24 protein-coding genes are annotated in these 18059 nt (G+C 69.3%); 18 read left to right on the forward strand and 6 right to left on the reverse strand.

The features are described 5' to 3' along the window. Nucleotide 1 precedes the first annotated feature (1 nt). The 3 genes from Q9S78_RS10810 to lipB form a co-directional block, all read right to left on the reverse strand. On the reverse strand, nucleotides 2-328 hold the full coding sequence (locus tag Q9S78_RS10810; RefSeq protein WP_018188052.1) for a hypothetical protein: 327 nt from the start codon (nucleotides 326-328) through the stop codon (nucleotides 2-4). Between the two features lie 127 nt (nucleotides 329-455). Further along, entirely contained in the window at nucleotides 456-1454 is a 999-nt protein-coding gene (lipA, locus tag Q9S78_RS10815) for a lipoyl synthase (protein ID WP_181900456.1), read from the reverse strand. After that, complete coding sequence (gene lipB / locus Q9S78_RS10820; RefSeq protein ID WP_116229032.1) at nucleotides 1451-2092, reverse strand: lipoyl(octanoyl) transferase LipB; 642 nt, start codon at nucleotides 2090-2092, stop codon at nucleotides 1451-1453. Before lipB ends, lipA begins: the two co-directional genes overlap by 4 nt. A 61-nt stretch (nucleotides 2093-2153) precedes the next feature. Here lipB and Q9S78_RS10825 point away from each other — a divergent pair, with 61 nt between their 5' ends. Then, complete coding sequence (locus Q9S78_RS10825) at nucleotides 2154-2735, forward strand: TetR/AcrR family transcriptional regulator (protein WP_311870207.1); 582 nt, start codon at nucleotides 2154-2156, stop codon at nucleotides 2733-2735. Between the two features lie 12 nt (nucleotides 2736-2747). Continuing rightward, on the forward strand, nucleotides 2748-4298 hold the full coding sequence (gene ffh, locus Q9S78_RS10830; protein ID WP_116229034.1) for a signal recognition particle protein: 1551 nt from the start codon (nucleotides 2748-2750) through the stop codon (nucleotides 4296-4298). Between the two features lie 5 nt (nucleotides 4299-4303). Here ffh and Q9S78_RS10835 read toward each other — a convergent pair whose 3' ends face one another. Further along, nucleotides 4304-5461: a glutamate--cysteine ligase gene (locus Q9S78_RS10835; protein ID WP_116229035.1), complete on the reverse strand. Its 1158-nt coding sequence runs from the start codon at nucleotides 5459-5461 to the stop codon at nucleotides 4304-4306. Nucleotides 5462-5646: 185 nt separating this feature from the next. Here Q9S78_RS10835 and rpsP point away from each other — a divergent pair, with 185 nt between their 5' ends. From rpsP to Q9S78_RS10900, 13 genes are all read left to right on the forward strand, one after another. Continuing rightward, nucleotides 5647-6057, forward strand: a complete 411-nt coding sequence (gene rpsP / locus Q9S78_RS10840) for a 30S ribosomal protein S16 (protein WP_020097209.1) — start codon at nucleotides 5647-5649, stop codon at nucleotides 6055-6057. Between the two features lie 4 nt (nucleotides 6058-6061). After that, nucleotides 6062-6292, forward strand: a complete 231-nt coding sequence (locus Q9S78_RS10845) for an RNA-binding protein (RefSeq protein WP_018188045.1) — start codon at nucleotides 6062-6064, stop codon at nucleotides 6290-6292. 1 nt (nucleotide 6293) lies between these two features. Further along, on the forward strand, nucleotides 6294-6911 hold the full coding sequence (gene rimM, locus Q9S78_RS10850; RefSeq protein ID WP_116229036.1) for a ribosome maturation factor RimM: 618 nt from the start codon (nucleotides 6294-6296) through the stop codon (nucleotides 6909-6911). Between the two features lies 1 nt (nucleotide 6912). Next, nucleotides 6913-7620, forward strand: a complete 708-nt coding sequence (trmD, locus tag Q9S78_RS10855) for a tRNA (guanosine(37)-N1)-methyltransferase TrmD (protein ID WP_311870703.1) — start codon at nucleotides 6913-6915, stop codon at nucleotides 7618-7620. Nucleotides 7621-7668: 48 nt separating this feature from the next. After that, nucleotides 7669-8136, forward strand: a complete 468-nt coding sequence (locus Q9S78_RS10860) for an MFS transporter permease (protein ID WP_116229038.1) — start codon at nucleotides 7669-7671, stop codon at nucleotides 8134-8136. A 168-nt stretch (nucleotides 8137-8304) separates the two neighbouring features. Next, a complete protein-coding gene (gene rplS / locus Q9S78_RS10865) occupies nucleotides 8305-8652 on the forward strand; it encodes a 50S ribosomal protein L19 (RefSeq protein ID WP_018188041.1) in 348 nt (115 codons plus the stop codon). 132 nt (nucleotides 8653-8784) lie between these two features. Then, nucleotides 8785-9516: a signal peptidase I gene (lepB, locus tag Q9S78_RS10870; protein WP_181900457.1), complete on the forward strand. Its 732-nt coding sequence runs from the start codon at nucleotides 8785-8787 to the stop codon at nucleotides 9514-9516. Beyond that, complete coding sequence (gene rnhB / locus Q9S78_RS10875) at nucleotides 9516-10175, forward strand: ribonuclease HII (protein ID WP_116229040.1); 660 nt, start codon at nucleotides 9516-9518, stop codon at nucleotides 10173-10175. Before lepB ends, rnhB begins: the two co-directional genes overlap by 1 nt. 39 nt (nucleotides 10176-10214) lie before the next feature. Further along, nucleotides 10215-10538, forward strand: a complete 324-nt coding sequence (locus Q9S78_RS10880) for a DUF2469 domain-containing protein (protein WP_018188038.1) — start codon at nucleotides 10215-10217, stop codon at nucleotides 10536-10538. A 90-nt stretch (nucleotides 10539-10628) separates the two neighbouring features. Continuing rightward, nucleotides 10629-10991, forward strand: a complete 363-nt coding sequence (locus tag Q9S78_RS10885) for a YraN family protein (protein WP_116229041.1) — start codon at nucleotides 10629-10631, stop codon at nucleotides 10989-10991. Next, nucleotides 10988-12514, forward strand: coding sequence for a YifB family Mg chelatase-like AAA ATPase (locus tag Q9S78_RS10890; protein ID WP_311870208.1), 1527 nt, complete (start codon nucleotides 10988-10990; stop codon nucleotides 12512-12514). Before Q9S78_RS10885 ends, Q9S78_RS10890 begins: the two co-directional genes overlap by 4 nt. Then, entirely contained in the window at nucleotides 12511-13677 is a 1167-nt protein-coding gene (gene dprA / locus Q9S78_RS10895) for a DNA-processing protein DprA (protein WP_116229043.1), read from the forward strand. Before Q9S78_RS10890 ends, dprA begins: the two co-directional genes overlap by 4 nt. A 73-nt stretch (nucleotides 13678-13750) precedes the next feature. Continuing rightward, nucleotides 13751-14644 (forward strand): tyrosine recombinase XerC, encoded by an 894-nt coding sequence (locus Q9S78_RS10900; protein WP_311870704.1) that lies wholly within the window; start codon nucleotides 13751-13753, stop codon nucleotides 14642-14644. A 5-nt stretch (nucleotides 14645-14649) separates the two neighbouring features. Here the strand turns inward: Q9S78_RS10900 and Q9S78_RS10905 are convergent, their stop codons facing one another. Further along, complete coding sequence (locus tag Q9S78_RS10905; protein WP_311870209.1) at nucleotides 14650-15150, reverse strand: murein hydrolase activator EnvC family protein; 501 nt, start codon at nucleotides 15148-15150, stop codon at nucleotides 14650-14652. Nucleotides 15151-15283: 133 nt separating this feature from the next. After that, a complete protein-coding gene (locus Q9S78_RS10910) occupies nucleotides 15284-15418 on the reverse strand; it encodes a hypothetical protein (RefSeq protein WP_311856821.1) in 135 nt (44 codons plus the stop codon). Between the two features lie 19 nt (nucleotides 15419-15437). On the opposite strand from Q9S78_RS10910, the gene rpsB reads away from it, so the two are divergent. The 3 genes from rpsB to pyrH all read left to right on the forward strand — a co-directional run bounded on the left by rpsB (nucleotide 15438) and on the right by pyrH (nucleotide 18032). Next, entirely contained in the window at nucleotides 15438-16319 is an 882-nt protein-coding gene (gene rpsB, locus Q9S78_RS10915; RefSeq protein WP_018188031.1) for a 30S ribosomal protein S2, read from the forward strand. A gap of 78 nt (nucleotides 16320-16397) precedes the next feature. After that, nucleotides 16398-17225: a translation elongation factor Ts gene (gene tsf / locus Q9S78_RS10920; protein WP_018188030.1), complete on the forward strand. Its 828-nt coding sequence runs from the start codon at nucleotides 16398-16400 to the stop codon at nucleotides 17223-17225. Between the two features lie 87 nt (nucleotides 17226-17312). Then, nucleotides 17313-18032, forward strand: coding sequence for a UMP kinase (gene pyrH / locus Q9S78_RS10925; RefSeq protein WP_018188029.1), 720 nt, complete (start codon nucleotides 17313-17315; stop codon nucleotides 18030-18032). The last annotated feature ends 27 nt before the right edge of the window (nucleotides 18033-18059 follow it).

Below are 18059 nucleotides of genomic sequence, written 5' to 3' on the forward strand. Positions count from 1 at the left end.
GTCACCCCTTCGACGCGTGGGCCCATTCGAGGGCGTCCCGCAGCGTCGCGAGGTCGCGGTACCACGTGCGGACTTCGACACGGCATCGCACCCGCTCGATGCGGGTGTCGTACTCACCGCACTCGGCGAGTGCCTCCGAATCGGTGGGCGGGTACTCCGCTGAGCCGTCGTAGTAGTGGATCTCGAAGCCGTTCTCCGCGTCGCCGGTGACCGAGACCACGGTGTCGGCGGGTGGTTCCGCGGTGGGCGCCGAGGCCGTCACGTGGGGGAGGACTGCCGCCGAGAGGGCCAGCCCGAGGGCGGCGGTGACGGTGAGAGGTGTGCGCATGATTCTCCTTCATCGGGATGCCGGGGTCCGGCATCCCGATGAAGGTACGGGCGCCCTGCTCCGCGACGTCCTGCCGGCGCCGATCCGGCGGAGACCGTCGCGCTGGAGGCAGATGTGGAGGAAGCGGTCACACCGCCTGGGCGAAGCCGGCCTCATCTGCCTCCGCGGCCAGATGCGCCAGGGCGGCCGGGATCGCCCGCCCCTTCGATCGCATCGATCGTGCCCACAGCCGGCCCGCCCGGTAGGACGACCTCACGAGCGGGCCCGCCAGAACGCCCAGGAAACCGATCGACTCGGCGAGTTCCCTGAGTTCGACGAACTCCTGAGGCGTGACCCAACGGTCCACGGGCAGGTGTCGGGGCGTCGGGCGCAGGTACTGGGTCAGCGTGATGATGTCGGTGCCGGCGGCGTGGAGATCCCGAAGGGCCTCTTCGATCTCGTGTCGCTCTTCACCCATCCCGAGGATCAGGTTCGACTTCGTGATCAATCCGGCATCCCGTGCCCGGGTCAGGACGCCCAGCGACCGGTCGTACCGGAACGCCGGTCGGATCCGCTTGAAGATGCGCGGCACCGTCTCCACGTTGTGGGCGAAGACCTCCGGCCGAGCCTCGAACACGACGTCGAGGAGCCCCGGATCGCCGTTGAAGTCCGTCGCGAGCAGTTCGACCCCAGTTCCGGGATTGTCCGCGTGGATCCGGCGGACGGTCTCGGCGTTCAGCCAGGCGCCGCCGTCGGGGAGGTCGTCACGCGCCACGCAGGTCACGGTGGCGTACCTCAACCGCATACGGCTGACGCTCTCGGCCACGCGCCGAGGCTCGTCCGTGTCGTAGTCCGCCGGCTTGCCGGTGTCGATCTGGCAGAAGTCGCAGCGGCGCGTGCACTGGGAGCCGCCGATGAGGAACGTCGCCTCCCGGTCCTCCCAGCATTCGAAGATGTTCGGACAGCCCGCCTCCTGGCAGACGGTGTGCAGGCCTTCGTCCTTCACCAGCGTCTGCAAAGCCTGGTATTCGGGGCCCATGCGGGCCTTCGTCCGGATCCACTCGGGCTTGCGTTCGATCGGGGTCTGCGCGTTGCGGACCTCCAGGCGAAGCATCCGACGGCCCTCCGGCGAAGCCGACCCGCTCATGCGGCGACCTCCGCCCCGAAATCCTCGGCGAACGTCGCACTGACGGTCGGCAGCACCTCAGCGGGGGTCAGGTCCCGACCGAGGACCGTGCTGAGGGTCGTGACGCCGGCGTCCGCGATCCCGCACGGGATGATGCGGCTGAACGGCTCGAGTGTGTTGTCGCAGTTGAGGGCGAATCCGTGCATCGTGACGCCGGCCTGCACCCGGACTCCGATCGCCGCGATCTTCTCGACGGCTCCCCGGTGTTCGACCCACACCCCGCTGCGGCCGTCCACGCGCATCCCCGGGACGCCGAAGGATCGGGTCACGCGGATCAGGATGCCCTCCAGCCGACGGACGTGAGCCACGACGTCGACGGGCTCCGTAAGCCGGACGAGCGGATAACCCACCAATTGGCCGGGCCCGTGCCACGTGATCTTGCCACCTCGGTCCACGTCCACGACGGGCGTGCCGTCGATCGGCCGCTCGTGGGCCGCGGTGCGCGCGCCCGCGGTGTAGACGGCGTCGTGCTCAAGGAGCAGCAGGGTGTCTCCGCGGCGGCCGTCGACGATTTCCGAGTGCAACTCACGCTGCAACGCCCAGCCCTCTCGGTAGGGCACGAGGTCGGGCGACAAGCCGACCGTTCGGATCTCGAGCACGTGAGCCTCCTCGGGAGTTGTTGGCCTGCGTGCAACAATACGCCCCAGGTAGGCTCGTCGCATGACGTCCGGCCGGCCCCGCGCGTCGTCTCGGGGAGTCCTGTCCGAGGCGGCCTGCGAGCTCTTCCTCGAGCGCGGCTTCGACGCGACCTCGATCACCGACATCGCCCGTCGCGCGGGCGTGAGCCGGTCCAGCTTCTTCAACTACTTCGAGTCGAAGGAAGCGATCCTCTGGTCCTCCCTGGACGAGCGCATCGACCGCCTCCGCGGCGACGTCCCGTTCGGCGGCCCGGCCGCTGCTCTCAGGACGCTGTGCCGCGACTTCGAGCCCGACAGTCTCGCCCTCGCTCTGGTCAACACCGAGGCCATGGGACTGACCGAGGAGCTCGAGCGCGGCGCCGCGGTGCGCCACGCGAGGATCGCGCGTGCCGTCGCGGCATCCGTCATCGCACACGGCGCCGATCAGGTCGAGGCGGCGGTGTGCGGCGCGGCGTACGCCGGAGCCGTGATGGTCGCCATCGAACGATGGGCGCGCGGCGGGGTGCCCCGTGCGACGCTGGCGATGGAGCTGGCGCACGCCCTGGTGGTGGCGGAGGTCACTCTCCCGCGCAGCCGGGCGGGGGACTCCCGCTCTCTCGACTAAACTCGATCCATCATGGCTACCTTCGGCACGCTCTCCGATCGTCTCACCGAGACCTTCCGCAACCTCCGCACGAAGGGGAAGCTGTCGCCCGCCGACATCGACGGCACCGTGCGCGAGATCCGTCGCGCACTGCTCGACGCGGACGTCGCACTGCAGGTCGTCAAGGAGTTCACCGGCAAGGTGCGCGAGCGCGCACTCGGTGACGAGGTCAGCCGGGCGTTGAACCCGGCTCAGCAGGTCGTCCAGATCGTCAATGAGGAGCTCGTCTCCATCCTCGGCGGGCAGCAGCGCCGTCTGCAGTTCGCCAAGCAGCCCCCCACGGTCATCATGCTGGCCGGTCTCCAGGGGTCCGGTAAGACGACGTTCGCGGGAAAGCTCGCCAAGCAGCTCGAGAAGGACGGTCACACTCCGCTCCTGGTCGCGTGCGACCTCCAGCGCCCCAACGCCGTCAACCAGCTGACCGTCGTCGCGGAGCGTGCCGGCGCGGCCATCTACGCGCCCGAGCCGGGCAACGGCGTCGGTGACCCGGTCAAGGTCGCTCGGGACGGCGTCGAGCACGCGCGACGTCAGCAGTTCGACACCGTGATCATCGACACGGCCGGCCGCCTCGGCGTCGACGCCGAGCTCATGAAGCAGGCCGCCGACATCCGCAAGGCGACCTCGCCGGACGAGGTCCTTTTCGTCATCGACGCGATGATCGGTCAGGATGCCGTGAACACGGCCAAGGCGTTCCAGGACGGTGTCGACTTCACCGGTGTCGTGCTCTCCAAGCTCGACGGCGACGCACGCGGTGGTGCCGCGCTGTCTGTGGCCTCCGTGACCGGTCGCCCCATCATCTTCGCGTCGACGGGTGAAGGCCTCGACGACCTCGAGCCCTTCCACCCCGACCGCATGGCGAGCCGCATCCTCGACCTCGGCGACATCCTCACCCTCATCGAGCAGGCCCAGCAGGCGTTCGACGAGGAGGAGGCGCAGCGCGTCGCTGAGAAGCTCGCGACCGAGCAGTTCACGCTCGAGGACTTTCTCGAGCAGCTCCAGCAGGTCCGCAAGATGGGCTCGATGAAGAAGATGCTCGGGATGCTGCCCGGTATGGGGCAGATGAAGCAGCAGATCGAGAACTTCGACGAGCGCGAGATCGACCGGACCGAGGCGATCATCCGCTCCATGACGCCGGGAGAGCGCCGCAATCCGAAGGTGCTCAACGGCTCGCGTCGCCTCCGCATCGCCCGCGGCTCGGGAATGACGGTCACCGACGTGAACCAGCTCGTGCAGCGCTTCGATCAGGCGGCCAAGATGATGAAGACCGTGGCTCGTGGCGGCGTCCCCTCGATGCCGGGGATGGGTGCCGTCGGCGGCAAGCCGGGTGCCTCGAGCAAGCGCGGGAAGAAGCAGAAGAGCGGTGGCGGATCGCGCTCCGGCAATCCCGCCAAGCGCGCGGCCGAGAACGCGGGCATCACGTCGGCGAGCGCCGGGGCATCCGGCTCCGGGTTCGGGCTCGGCGCGCCCGCTCAGCCGAGCGAGGCCGACCTCGCCGAGATCCAGAAGCTCTTCGGCAAGGGCTGAGCGGCTCAGCCGACCGAGACGACGTCCCGGAGGCTGGGTCCGCCGCGGAATTCCCGGATGAGGTGGTGCACCACCTCGCGCAGGTCGCCGTCGGCGGCATCCGCCACCCGGATCTGTCGCTCGTAGCTCGCGCCCTGGTCGAGGATCTGCGCGACGCCGGCGAATTCCTTCGCGCAGTGGAGCTCCGCGGCGATGGGCGAGAGCGAGTCGACGATCTCGCGGAGATGGTCGGCGACGGGGCGCTGCCGCCCCTCGCGGTCGATGATGACGTCGGCCTGCAGTCCGTAGCGTGCGGCCCGCCACTTGTTCTCGCGGACGAACCACGGCTGGATCGTCGGGAGGGCCCGTCCCTCGTCGAGCATCCGCGAGAAGTGCTCGGCGAGGACCTGCACGAGGGCGGCGACCGCCGCGAGTTCGGGGAGCGTGGACATGCCGTCGCACGCGCGGATCTCGATGGTGCCCCACCGTGGTGCCGGGCGGATGTCCCACCGGACCTCGGTCGCATCTGCCATGACCCCCGTGCGCTCCATGTCGCCCAGGTAGGCCTCGTATTCTGCCCACGACTCCAGCGGCCAGGGGAGCCCCGCCGTCGGAAGCTGCTGGAAGACGAGGGCGCGGTTGGACGCGTACCCCGTGCGGTCGCCGGCCCAGAACGGACTCGAGGCGGACAGCGCCTGGAGGTGGGGGAGATAGGCCGAGAGCGCGTTGATCATGGGGAAGACCTTCGACACGTCCTCCACCCCGACGTGGACGTGGATGCCCCAGATCATCATGTTGCGCCCCCACCACTGGGTCCGCTCGATGAGCTTGTGGTAGCGCGTCTTGTCCGTGACCTGCTGGTCGTACCAGCGTGCGAACGGGTGGCTGCCGGCGCACAGGAGCTCGATGCCCAGGGGATCGGTGACGGTGCGGACGAGATCGATCGCATCCCCGATGTCGTCCACCGCCGCCGCGACGGTGTCGCCGACTCCGCTCGTCACCTCGATGGTGTTCGTCAGAAGCTCGCCCGTGACCGTGTGCCGCTCGTGCCGCGTCTGCTCCTCGACCTGGTCGAGGATGCCGGGGGCCGCCGGCACGAGATCACCGGTCGACCTGTCGGCCAACATGATCTCCCATTCGATACCGACGGACGAACGGGCGGATGTGGCGAAGGTCACCGTCATCGGCCCAGTGTGGCACGCCGATCCGGCGGTTCGCGGCATCCCTCTCCATCTGGCAGAATGGACGGTTGGACCGCCTTGCCCGACCCTCTATCCGGCTCGGAGGTCCACCGCAGAGCTCCCGCCGGGTGTGCACCCCACGCTCCAGGCGACGTTCATCATCATTCGCAACACCATTCAGGAGAATTGTGGCTGTCAAGATCCGTCTGAAGCGCATGGGCAAGATCCGTGCGCCGTACTACCGCATCGTCGTCGCCGACTCGCGCACCAAGCGCGACGGTCGCGTGATCGAGGAGATCGGCAAGTACCACCCCACCGAGCAGCCCTCGTTCATCGAGGTCGACTCGGAGCGCGCGCAGTACTGGCTCTCCGTCGGCGCGCAGCCGACCGAGCAGGTCGCCGCCATCCTCAAGCTCACGGGCGACTGGGGCAAGTTCAAGGGCGACAAGGACGCGGTCTCGACCGTGAAGACCGCCGAGCCGAAGGCTCCCTTCGAGCTCGACTCGTCGAAGAAGTCGGTCGTCAAGCCGAAGGCCGAGAAGAAGGCCGAGGCGCCCGCCGCCGACGCCGAGGCCGCCGACGCGACCGAGTCCGAGTAAGACCTTGCTGGCCGCCGCGCTCGAACACATCGTCAAGGGGATCGTCGATCACCCGGATGACGTCACCATCGCTTCCAGCTCCTCGCCTCGCGGTGAGGTGCTCGAAGTGCGTGTGCACCCCGATGATCGGGGTCGTGTGATCGGGCGCGGCGGACGCACGGCGAAAGCCCTGCGCACCCTCATCTCCGCGCTGGCCGACGGCTCGCGCGTCCGCGTCGACGTTGCGGACGACTGAGATGTCGGCGAAGTCGGCCCGAACGCAGTTGCGTGTCGGGCGCCTGGTCAAGGCGCACGGTCTCAAGGGGGCCCTCAAGCTCGAGCTCTACACGGATGACCCGGACGGGCGTTTCGTCACCGGTGCCGTCTTCACGCTGCAGGTCCCGGAGTCCTCGCCCTGGCACGGCAAGACCGTGACCGTCCGCGAGTTCAAATGGATGAACTCGCACCCCGTCGTCTTCCTCGAGGGGATCGACGACCGCAGCGCGGCCGAGTCCCTCGTGCGGGCGATCCTCTGGATCGAGCAAGATGCCTCCGCTCCGGTCGTCGAAGACGACGCCTGGTACGACCACCAGCTCGTTGGGCTCGACGTCGTGCGTGACGGCGATGTCGTCGGCAAAGTGGTCCGTGTCGACCACTTCCCGGCCCAGGATCTCCTCGGAGTCCAGCTGACGCAGGACGGCGACCGCGAGGTGCTCGTCCCCTTCGTGAAGGCCATCGTTCCCGAGGTGGACATGGCTGCCGGCCGGCTGATCGTCACCCCGCCGCCAGGCTTGTTCGAAGAGCTTCCCGCCGACGACGACCACTCCGGGGGATCCTCGGACGAGGTCGCCGATGAGGACGTCCGCGGAGCCTGACGTGCGCATCGACGTCGTCACGATCTTCCCCGCGTTCTTCGACGTCCTGGAGGTCTCGCTGCTCGGTCGAGCGCGCGGAGCCGGCCTCCTCGACATCCGCGTCCACGATCTCCGCGAGCACACGACCGATCGTCACCGCACCGTCGACGACACGCCCTACGGGGGTGGCGCCGGGATGGTGATGAAGCCCGAACCCTGGGCGCTGGCGCTGGATGAGATCGCCGCCGCAGGTCACGACGCCGAGGATGCGGCATCCGGACCGCTCTTCGTCTTCCCCTCGCCTGCGGGCGAACGGTTCACGCAGTCCCTCGCCCGCGAGTGGAGCCACGAGCCGCACATCGTCTTCGGCTGCGGACGGTACGAGGGTATCGACGAGCGCGTCTTCTCGTACGCCGCGACCATCGGCCGCGTGCGCCTGGTGAGCCTCGGAGACTACGTGCTGAACGGCGGTGAAGTCGCGGCCATGGCGATGATCGAAGCCGTGGGGCGACTCGTCCCGGGCGTTGTCGGCAACCCCGAGAGCCTCGTCGAGGAGTCGCACGAGGACGGGCTGCTCGAATACCCCTCGTACACGAAGCCCGCGTCTTGGCGAGGGTACGAGGTTCCCGACGTCCTGCTGAGCGGTCACCACGGACGTGTCGCGCAGTGGCGTCGCGATCAGCAGGTCGAGCGCACCAGGATGCGTCGCCCCGACCTCCTGCCCGAGTAGCCGGAACCCGCAGAGGCCGGTCGGTCCTCGTCGGCGTAGCATCGGAGGATGCCCCTGCGTCGTGGATTCTTCTTCTGGCTCCTCCCGAGCGCGGCCATCCTGCCGCTCTGGCTCCTGGTGGGCTGGATCGTCTCGGACGCCGGTGGATGGGCGCTCGCCTGGGTCCTCGTGATCGCGATCCCCTCCGTACTCGTCGGTCAGCTCCTCCTGACCCTCCTCATCCGCTCCAGAGGGACCGTCCGGCACACGCGGACGGTGTCATGGTGGGATGCCGCCGGTGTCGGCCTCTGGCACGTCCTGACGATCGCGGTGGGCTTGTTCAACCAGACCTGGTTCTGGCCGCTCCTGATCGCAGCGACCGTCGTGTACCTCGCCGTCTTCTGGTCCTCCCTCCGGCAGCTGTTCCAGGAGGCCCGCCCCTCGGTGATCCTCCGTCGCTACACGGCCCCGGCCACGGCAGGACGTCGCGATCCTTCGGTGGTCGTCCTCGAGGAGAAGCGCGACCCCTTCGTCTGATCCGGGCGCGTTTGGAGGGGGTCGGCATCCATGGCAGAATGGACGCTTGTGCCCTGACAGACCTCTGCCTCGGGGGAGTTCGGAGCCTCATCGGCGCCGACAGGGCACCGCATCCTTTCTCCTCTAACTCTCGCGATCGACCTGGGGCGGTCGCAGGAAGTGACGATCATGCAGATCCTCGACTCCGTCGACGCAGCCTCGCTGCGGTCCGACATCCCCGTCTTCAACGCCGGCGACAACGTGAAGGTCCACGTCAACATCACCGAAGGCAACCGCTCGCGCATCCAGGTGTTCCAGGGTGTCGTCATCGGTCGCTCGGGTGACGGCGTCCGCGAGACGTTCACCGTTCGCAAGATCAGCTTCCAGGTGGGCGTCGAGCGTACCTTCCCGGTGCACAGCCCCGTGATCGACCACATCGAGGTCGTCACCCGCGGTGACGTGCGTCGCGCGAAGCTGTACTACCTGCGCGAGCTGCGCGGCAAGAAGGCGAAGATCAAGGAGAAGCGCGACCGCTGAGCGCTTTTCCACGGATGCCCCGGGACACTGTCCCGGGGCATCCGTCGTTCCCGGGTGTTTCGATGCCCGGTCCAGCTGTCATGTGCGACGCTGGTGGATGGTCGCCGAACCCCGGCGCCGGTGAAGGACAGCATGACCACCGACTCCTCGTCGCCCGCCGTCGACAGCGACACGCGTCCCCGTCGCGGACCGTGGCCTTTCATCCGCGACCTGCTCGTGATCCTGCTGGTCGCTGTGCTCGTCTCCTTCCTGGTGAAGACGTTCCTCGTGCGGTCGTTCTACATCCCGTCGGGCTCGATGGAGCGAACGCTGCTGAAGGGCGACCGGATCCTCGTCGATGAGCTGACGCCCCGCTTCGGTGCGTACGAGCGCGGCGACGTCGTGGTCTTCCGTGACCCGGGCGGGTGGCTTCCGACGACCTACGAGCCCGAGCAGCCCCCGCTGACGGCTGCGCTGGACTGGCTGGGATCCCTTGTTGGCCTGACGGCGTCCGACAGCGAGGATCACTTGATCAAGCGCATCATCGGGCTACCCGGTGATCACGTGGTCTGCTGCAACGCACTGGGGCAGGTCACGGTCAACGGCGTGCCGATCGACGAGACCCCCTACCTCGATCTCGGCCCCTCGCAGTCCGCTCCCGAGGAGTTCGACTACGACGTCACGGTCCCCGAGGGCTCCGTCTGGGTTCTCGGCGACAACCGCGACAACTCCCAGGACTCCCGATACCAGCAGGATCAGCCCGGTCACGGCTTCGTCCCGATCGACAACATCGTGGGGCGGGCATTCCTCATCACCTGGCCGTTCGACCGGTTCGGGACGCTCGACTTCCACCACGAGGTGTTCAGCGGGGTCCCGGCGCCGTGATGGCGGCGGTCGCGCCGACGCTGACCTTGGAGCGCCGCCTGCTGAAAGAACACTCGCTCGTCATCGCGTGCGACGAGGTCGGTCGGGGCGCGCTGGCAGGACCGGTCGCCGTCGGGGCGGTGGCAGCGGATGCCGCCTTCTGCCGCCGCCGGATACCGGAGGGGCTCCGTGACTCCAAGCTCATCGGCGAACCCCGACGCGCGGGCATCGCCGAGCGGGCGCGCGCGTGGGTCCCCGCGCACGCCGTCGGGTGGGCGTCGGCGGCCGAGGTGGACGACGTCGGCATCATCCGGGCGCTCGGCCTCGCCGCGGTGAGGGCGATCGAAGGACTGGGCGCCCAAGGGGTCGACATCGACGACGCCCTGGTGATCCTCGACGGCAACCACGACTACATCACCCCCGTCTCCGCGGTGGGTCGCGGTGTCCGGCCCGTCATCAAGGCGGACCGGGACTGCGCCTCTGCGTCGGCGGCATCCGTCATCGCAAAGGTCTCACGTGACGAGTACATGAGCGGACTCGACGGAGACGCCCCCGTCTACGGATGGTCGCGGAACAAGGGGTACGCGAGTGCAGAGCATCGCGCAGCCATCGAGACCCACGGTCTGAGCGCGCATCACCGGGCGTCGTGGGCCATCGCGTCGGCGCCGACGCTGTTCTAGGTCCGCGCGCGCCGAGCGCCCACCTAGGATGGGATCACCATGGATGACGAAGTCTTCGAGGACTACGACCGCGAGCTGGAACTGGCTCTGTACAAGGAGTACCGCGACGTCGTCGGTCAGTTCCAATACGTGATCGAGACCGAGCGACGGTTCTACCTCGCCAACGATGTGAACGTGGTCCGCCGGGACACCGAGCACGACTTCTACTTCGAGATCTCGATGACCGACGTCTGGGTGTGGGACATCTACCGCGCCGATCGTTTCGTCAAGTCGGTCCGCGTCCTCACCTTCAAGGATGTGAACGTGGAGGAACTGCAGCGTCGGGATTTCCAGCTCCCTGAAGAGCTGTCGCTCGACGGCTGAGCCTCCTCCCCAGGTCGGGTTCCGTCACGAGGCTCCACGGGTCTGGCAGTGGCAGCGGGAATCGGATCGCGCGCCCTCGACAGTGGGGGAATGGCAGCGAAAGACGACCTCGGCCGAGCGGGCGAAGAGCGTGCCGCGAGGCACCTTCGCACCCACGGCTACCGCATCCTCGACAGGAACTGGCGAAGCCGCAGCGGCGAGATCGACATCGTCGCCGCCCGCGGAAGGGACCTCGTCGTCGTCGAGGTGAAGACGCGACGCGGCGAATGGTTCGGCCATCCCTTCGCCGCCGTGGATGCGAGGAAGCGGGATCGCCTTTGGCGCCTGGGTGCCGCCTGGGTCGTCGCTCACCCTGACGCAGCTCGGGGGAGGCGACTGCGGCTCGATGTGATCGGCGTCACAGGCCCCGATCCCGAGTCGGCGGTCGTGGAGCACCTGGAGGACCTCCGATGAGCCTCGGCCGTACGTGGTCCGTCGTCCTCACCGGACTGGTGGGAGACATCGTGGAGGTCGAAGCGGACCTCTCGAACCAGATCCCCGGCTTCTCCATCATCGGTCTGGCGGACAAGGCGCTCGGCGAAGCGCAGCAGCGGGTCCACAACGCCTGCGCCAACAGCGACCTCGCGCTGCCTCGTCGTCATGTGACGGTGAACCTGTCGCCCGCGAACCTTCCCAAGCGGGGTTCGGCCCTGGACGTCGCCGTAGCCATCGCTGCGGTGGCGACCGAGGCCCCGCTGGATCGGCAGTCGCTCGCTGAGACGGTCCACCTGGGCGAACTGGGTCTCGACGGCAGACTACGCCCCGTCTCGGGGATCCTCCCGGCCGTCCTGGCGGCCGCGCGGGCTGGCTTCCGCCGAGTCATCGTCCCCCACGGCAACCTCGCCGAGGCGGCGCTCGTGGAGGGGATCGAGGTGCGAGGCGCCGTCAGCCTGCGCGATGTCGCACGGGCGCACGGACTGGACGTGCCCGACGTCGAGACCGAGCCGGTCGCAGGCCCGGGCGACGTCGAGACCGATGAGGTGGCGACGCCCGATCTCGCGGACGTGATCGGCCAGCGCGACGCCGTCGAGGCCCTCATCGTCGCCGCGGCCGGAGGCCATCACCTGCTGATGAGCGGCCCGCCGGGGGCGGGGAAGACGATGTTGGCCAAGCGTCTGCCAGGCCTCCTGCCCGACCTCGACGACGAGACGGCCCTGCAAGTGGCGTCGATCCGCTCGCTCGCAGGTCTGCCCGTCACGACGCTTCGTCGTCGACCGCCGTTCGAAGCGCCTCATCACACCGCGTCGGCCGTTGCTCTCGTCGGCGGGGGGAGTCGGATCCTGCAGCCGGGGGCGATCGCTCGAGCGAGTGGGGGAGTCCTGTTCCTCGACGAAGCGGGAGAGTTCAGCGGGCATGCGTTGGACGCCCTCCGCCAGCCCCTCGAGTCGGGCCGCATCGAGATCCACCGGGTCGGCTTCCGCGCGGTTCTGCCCGCGCGGTTCCAACTCGTGGTGGCGACGAACCCGTGTCCCTGCGGCAACTACGGCGTCCCGGGAGGTGCCTGCTCCTGCCCTTCGCTCGCCATCCGGCGCTACCTCGGCAGACTGTCGGGTCCCCTCATCGACCGGATCGACATCGAACTCGGGTTGCAGCGCGTGTCCGCGACGCAGAGCGTGGTCGCAGGGATGACGACGGACGAGGCGCGCGAGCGAGTCTCGGGTGCACGCGACCGCGCACGTCACCGCCTGTCCGACACCCCCTGGCGCACCAACAGCGAGGTGGAGGGAACATGGCTCCGATCCGGCCCGCTTCGCCCCGAGCCGTCGATCACGCGCCCGCTTGACGACGCGCTGCACCGTGGCTCCCTCACACTGCGCGGTTACGACCGAGTCCTCCGGGTGGCGTGGACGCTCGCCGACCTCGCCGGTCGGGGCCGTCCGAATGCTGCGGACATCGGCGGTGCGCTGTACCTCAAGAGAGGAGCGTCGCCGCGATGAGCTCCGACCTCACCGCCTGGCGCGGTCGTCTGGCGGGCCTCGTGCCCGCCGCGGTGCTCGAGGACGCCCAGGCCGTCGCCCGACATCACGCCGCCGCAGTGTGGTCGTGTCTCACCGAGCCCGGCGACGGCGTGGCCGGCGCCCTCATCTCTGAGATGGGGGCGGTCGAGGCACTGGATGTCGCCGTCAGGGATGCCGACACCGGGAACGCGGCCGTCGACGCCGGGCGACGCCGCTGGCGTGCGCGCTGGGCGACCGTCGACGACGCCTTCGACCGCGCGAGGCGCGTCCGCGCGTCGCTCATCGTGCCGGGAAGCGCCACATGGCCCGCGGCGGTGGAGGATCTCGGCATCCACTCGCCTCATGCACTCTGGACCCGGGGCGACGCGGAGGCGTTGCGCCGAGACGGTTCCGCCCTCGCCCTCGTCGGAGCCCGTGCGGCGACCGCCTACGGGGAGCACGTCACCGCTGAGCTCGCCACGCAACTGTCCCACCGGGGCGCGTCGATCGTGTCGGGGGGCGCGTACGGCATCGACGGCATGGCGCACCGCGCGTGCCTCGCAGCGGGCGGAGTCACCGTCGCCGTGCTCGCAGGGGGCGTCGACCGCGCATATCCAGCCGGTCACGCCGATCTGCTGGGGCGCATCGCCGGAGGTCCCGGGGTCGTCGTTGCCGAGGTTCCGTGCGGGACGGCGCCGACGAAGTGGCGGTTCCTCCAGCGCAACCGGCTGATCGCTGCGCTCAGCCGCGCGACCGTCGTGGTGGAGGCGGGCTGGCGCAGCGGGTCGCTCAACACCGCAGGTCATGCAGCGGCGCTGGGCCGACCGCTCGGGGCCGTCCCGGGACCGGTCACGAGCGCGGCGTCGGCGGGATGTCACCGGTTGCTGCGGGAGTACGACGCGCGCTGCATCACGTCTGCGGACGATGCCGCGGAACTGTACGGCGGCACGGAGACATCCGGATCGATGTCGCCGGACAGGACGGACGATCGGACGCGCGTCCTTGACGCCCTGAGCATCCGGAGTCCGAGGACGCCGGAGGATGTCGCGCTCCGGGCGGGATTCGCGCCCGAAGAGGCCCGAGGGCTCCTCGCGGTGCTCGAGCTCGAGGCGCGGGCTCGGCGCGGTCCGGACGGATGGCGGCGTTCAGCGTCCCCGGGATGAGGCGGCGCCTCCGCCGCGCATCGGCACGCCTCCCGACGACGCGGTCATCGCGCGGCATCCTGGGAAGGTGCGTATGTCGGCGGCGGTCCTGCTCTACACGGAGCACGCGGAACGCGTGCGCCGGCTCTCCGCCGCCACGGTGCGGGCGTATCGCTCCGACCTCGCGGACCTCGCCGTTTTCCTGGGCGAACCCGAGCTCGATCGCATCGACGTGGAAGACCTGCGGGAGTGGCTGTGGGCGGCGACCCAGCGCGGCACTGCGCGGGCGAGTCTTGCTCGACGCACCGCATCCGTGCGCGGCTTCTTCGCGTGGGCGGCGGGGGAGCGACTGCGCGAGGACGACCCGACCCTGCGGCTCGTGACCCCCAAGCGAGGCCGCACCCTCCCTGCCGTCGCGTCGACGTCGTCGCTTCAGCACGCCCTCGACGATCTGCGCGTCGAGGCTGACGCCTCGGGGGACCCGATCGTCCTCCGCGATGCCGCGCTCCTCGAACTCCTCTACGGTTCGGCCCTGCGGGTTTCCGAAGCCTGCGGCCTCGATCTCGACTCGCTCGACCGCGGAGCGGCGACGGTCCGGGTGTTCGGTAAAGGGGGCAAGGAGCGCGTCGTGCCCTACGGGGCGCCCGCAGCTCTCGCGCTCGACGCCTGGATCGTCCGTGGACGGCCCGCCCTCCTCGCCGGTACGGAGGCATCCGCGCTCTTCCTCGGCGCGCGCGGCGGACGCCTGGGCGTGCGCACCGCGTACGACGTCGTCCGCCGCATCGTCGGCCCCGTCGTGGGAGCGGATGCCGTCGGCCCCCACGCGCTCCGCCACTCGGCCGCCACGCACCTGCTCGACGGCGGTGCCGACCTCCGCGCGGTGCAGGAACTCCTCGGGCACGCGAGCCTCGGAACGACGCAGATCTACACGCACGTGTCCACCGAACGACTGACCGCGGCCTACCGGCTGGCCCACCCGCGCGCCTAGGGCGCTCAGCAGCAGGGCAGTAGCACGGCCCGTGGGACGCGACCCATCAGCGCGAGGGGGTTCACGTACTCGCCGTCCTGCCGCACGCCGACGTGGAGGGAGCCCGGCCCTGCATGACCGCCCTCGGAGATCCGGCCGATGGGGTCGCCGGCCCGCACGACGTCACCGGGGGCGACGGTCGGCGTCACGGGCTCCACGCTCGTGACCCATCCGCCCCCGTGATCGATGCTCACCACCCCGCGATCGACGACGGTGCCGGCGAACGCCACGACCCCGTCCGCGGGCGCCGCGACTACGTCGTCGACGGGCCCGATGTCGATGCCCCGATGCCCGGGTCCGTAATCGTGCGCGGGCGCTTCGAAAGGAACGAGGACACGGGCTCCGCTCACCGGCAGCCGCCAGGAGGGCGGCGGGTCCTCCGCGGCAGCCGCGCCCCAGGGCGCCAGAGCGAGCAGAAGGGCGAGAGCCGCGGTCGACGCGGGGGAGCGAAGGATGCGGGGGTGCATCCCCTGATCGTCGACGGGTGCCACAACCGTGCGACGACGGGTTCGCCATCCGGGGGATGATCCGTCGCTCCGCGGCGCGGGGGAGAAGCCCCGTTCTTGCTATGCTGATGGGGCACCTCGCTCGTCGGGGTGACTACGCGTGCCCTGAGCGGCTCGATCCGACCACGTCGATCGACATCGCGGCATCCCACCCAGCGGTCTCCTCCGGGAGCGGGTGCGTGCCGGGCACCAGGCTCGTCGCGACCAACGGTCCGGCGCGATCAACCACACAGAACAGGAGAACGGCCATGGCCGTCGTCACCATTCGCCAGCTGCTCGACAGCGGCGTCCACTTCGGACACCAGACCCGCCGGTGGAACCCGAAAGTCAAGCGCTTCATCCTCACCGAGCGCAGCGGCATCCACATCATCGACCTGCAGCAGTCGCTCGGCTACATCGACAAGGCGTACGAGTACGTCCGCGAGACCGTTGCCCACGGCGGCACCGTCCTTTTCGTCGGCACCAAGAAGCAGGCGCAGGAGATCATCGCCGAGCAGGCGACGCGCGTCGGCCAGCCCTTCGTCAACCAGCGCTGGCTCGGTGGCCTCCTCACCAACTTCTCGACGGTCTCCAAGCGCCTCGCTCGCATGAAGGAGCTCGAGGAGCTCAACTTCGACAACCCCTCGGAGAGCGGCTTCACGAAGAAGGAGCTGCTTCTCAAGAAGCGCGAGCTCGACAAGCTGCACAAGTCGCTCGGCGGTATCCGCAACCTGACCAAGACGCCGTCGGCCATCTGGATCGTCGACGCGAAGCGCGAGCACCTCGCGGTCAGCGAAGCGCAGAAGCTCGGCATCCCCGTGATCGGCATCCTCGACACGAACGCCGACCCGGACGAGTTCCAGTTCCCGATCCCGGGCAACGATGACGCGATCCGCTCGGTCAGCCTGCTGACGCGCATCATCGCCGACGCCGCCGCCGAGGGTCTCATCCAGCGCCACAACCCGACCGATGAGTCGGCCGAGGCCGAGCCGCTGGCCGACTGGGAGCGCGAGCTCCTCGAGTCCGCTCCCGCCGAGCAGGCCGACGCTCCGGCTGCGGAGGAGTCCGCTCCCGCTGCCGAGGCTCCTGCCGAGGAGGCTCCGGCCGCCGAGGCGACCGAGGCTCCCGCCGAGGCCAAGTCCGCCGAGTGATCTTCCCGTCGGCGCCCCGCCACCCGCGGGGCGCCGACGTCCGGATACAACCACCCAACTACTGAGGAGCCGCCACCCATGGCAAACTTCACCATCGCCGACATCAAGGCGCTGCGCGAGCAGCTCGGCACGGGAATGGTCGACACGAAGAAGGCGCTCGAGGAGGCCGAGGGCGACCTCGAGAAGGCCGTCGAGATCCTCCGCCTCAAGGGCGCGAAGGGCAACGCGAAGCGTGCCGACCGCTCCACGAGCGAGGGCCTGATCGCCGCACGCGAGCAGGACGGCAAGGTCACGCTCATCGAGCTGAACACCGAGACCGACTTCGTCGCCAAGAACGAGCGTTTCATCGCGCTCTCCGAGAAGGTCCTCGACGCGGCTGCTGCAGCCGGTGCCGACTCGGCCGAGGCTGCTCTCGCCGCCGACGCCGGTGGCAAGACGGTCGCCGACCTCATCTCCGACGAGGCCGCCATCATCGGCGAGAAGGTCGAGCTGCGCCGCGTCCGCACCCTGTCCGGTGACGCGTTCCAGGTCTACCTGCACAAGACGAGCAAGGACCTGCCCCCGCAGGTCGGCGTCGTCGTCGCCTACTCGGGTGACGACGCCGAGACCGCTCGCTCGATCGCGCAGCACGTCTCGTTCGCCAACCCGACGTACCTCTCGCGCGACGAGGTCCCCGAGGCCGACGTCGACAAGGAGCGCGAGATCGTCACCGAGATCTCCCGCAACGAGGGCAAGCCCGAGGCCGCCCTTCCGAAGATCGTCGAGGGTCGCGTGAACGCGTTCTTCAAGCAGGTCGCCCTGCTCGACCAGGACTACGCGAAGGACAACAAGCTGTCCGTCGCCAAGGTCGCGGCCGACGCCGGGATCACGATCACCGGCTTCGCCCGCTTCAAGGTCGGCGCGTAAGCAGATGGACGAGGGGTTCGCATCGGAAGATGCGGACCCCTTTTCCGTGCCGTTCGATAGTCTCCCCCTAGACGAGAGGATCCCCGCGTGATCGATGAGAACACCGGACGCCGTCGCGTCCTTCTGAAACTTTCCGGCGAAGCGTTCGGTGCCGGCCAGCTCGGCGTCAACCCCGACGTGGTCAGCCAGATCGCCCGAGAGATCGCGGCGGCCGTCGACCGCGTGGAGGTCGCCGTCGTCGTCGGCGGCGGGAACTTCTTCCGCGGCGCTGAGCTGAGCCAGCGCGGCATGGACCGCGGCCGCGCCGACTACATGGGCATGCTGGGCACGGTGATGAACGCGCTCGCCCTTCAGGACTTCCTCGAGCAGGCCGGCGCCGCCACACGCGTGCAGTCCGCGATCTCCATGACACAGGTCGCCGAGCCCTACATCCCGCGCCGCGCCGAGCGTCACCTCGAGAAGGGCCGCGTCGTCATCTTCGGCGCCGGCGCCGGACTTCCGTACTTCTCGACCGACACGGTGGCCGCGCAGCGCGCCCTCGAGATCGGAGCGGTCGAGGTCCTCGTCGCCAAGAACGGCGTCGACGGCGTCTACACCGCCGACCCGAAGACGGATGCCTCGGCGCAGAAGCTCGACACGATCACCTATCGCGACGCTCTGCAGCGTGGCCTCAAAGTCGTCGATTCAACGGCGTTCAGCCTGTGCATGGACAACGGCATGGACATGCGCGTGTTCGGTATGGAGCCGGCCGGCAACGTCACCCGTGCACTCCTCGGAGAATCGATCGGCACGCTCGTCAGCGTCTGAGGTCCACCCCGGCCGACGACTAGACTC

The organism is Microbacterium aquilitoris (assembly GCF_031932285.1).
Classification (GTDB): Bacteria; Actinomycetota; Actinomycetes; order Actinomycetales; family Microbacteriaceae; genus Microbacterium; species Microbacterium aquilitoris.

What these genes read in the sequence shown, in the direction of transcription:
- Q9S78_RS10810 (WP_018188052.1), bottom strand. Translation starts at nt 328, where the DNA reads ATGCGCACACCTCTCACCGTCACCGCCGCCCTCGGGCTGGCCCTCTCG.
- lipA (WP_181900456.1), bottom strand. Translation starts at nt 1,454, where the DNA reads ATGAGCGGGTCGGCTTCGCCGGAGGGCCGTCGGATGCTTCGCCTGGAG.
- Q9S78_RS10825 (WP_311870207.1), top strand. Translation starts at nt 2,154, where the DNA reads ATGACGTCCGGCCGGCCCCGCGCGTCGTCTCGGGGAGTCCTGTCCGAG.
- ffh (WP_116229034.1), top strand. Translation starts at nt 2,748, where the DNA reads ATGGCTACCTTCGGCACGCTCTCCGATCGTCTCACCGAGACCTTCCGC.
- Q9S78_RS10835 (WP_116229035.1), bottom strand. Translation starts at nt 5,461, where the DNA reads ATGACGGTGACCTTCGCCACATCCGCCCGTTCGTCCGTCGGTATCGAA.
- rimM (WP_116229036.1), top strand. Translation starts at nt 6,294, where the DNA reads ATGTCGGCGAAGTCGGCCCGAACGCAGTTGCGTGTCGGGCGCCTGGTC.
- Q9S78_RS10860 (WP_116229038.1), top strand. Translation starts at nt 7,669, where the DNA reads ATGCCCCTGCGTCGTGGATTCTTCTTCTGGCTCCTCCCGAGCGCGGCC.
- rplS (WP_018188041.1), top strand. Translation starts at nt 8,305, where the DNA reads ATGCAGATCCTCGACTCCGTCGACGCAGCCTCGCTGCGGTCCGACATC.
- lepB (WP_181900457.1), top strand. Translation starts at nt 8,785, where the DNA reads ATGACCACCGACTCCTCGTCGCCCGCCGTCGACAGCGACACGCGTCCC.
- rnhB (WP_116229040.1), top strand. Translation starts at nt 9,516, where the DNA reads ATGGCGGCGGTCGCGCCGACGCTGACCTTGGAGCGCCGCCTGCTGAAA.
- Q9S78_RS10880 (WP_018188038.1), top strand. Translation starts at nt 10,215, where the DNA reads ATGGATGACGAAGTCTTCGAGGACTACGACCGCGAGCTGGAACTGGCT.
- Q9S78_RS10885 (WP_116229041.1), top strand. Translation starts at nt 10,629, where the DNA reads ATGGCAGCGAAAGACGACCTCGGCCGAGCGGGCGAAGAGCGTGCCGCG.
- Q9S78_RS10890 (WP_311870208.1), top strand. Translation starts at nt 10,988, where the DNA reads ATGAGCCTCGGCCGTACGTGGTCCGTCGTCCTCACCGGACTGGTGGGA.
- dprA (WP_116229043.1), top strand. Translation starts at nt 12,511, where the DNA reads ATGAGCTCCGACCTCACCGCCTGGCGCGGTCGTCTGGCGGGCCTCGTG.
- Q9S78_RS10900 (WP_311870704.1), top strand. Translation starts at nt 13,751, where the DNA reads ATGTCGGCGGCGGTCCTGCTCTACACGGAGCACGCGGAACGCGTGCGC.
- Q9S78_RS10905 (WP_311870209.1), bottom strand. Translation starts at nt 15,150, where the DNA reads ATGCACCCCCGCATCCTTCGCTCCCCCGCGTCGACCGCGGCTCTCGCC.
- rpsB (WP_018188031.1), top strand. Translation starts at nt 15,438, where the DNA reads ATGGCCGTCGTCACCATTCGCCAGCTGCTCGACAGCGGCGTCCACTTC.
- tsf (WP_018188030.1), top strand. Translation starts at nt 16,398, where the DNA reads ATGGCAAACTTCACCATCGCCGACATCAAGGCGCTGCGCGAGCAGCTC.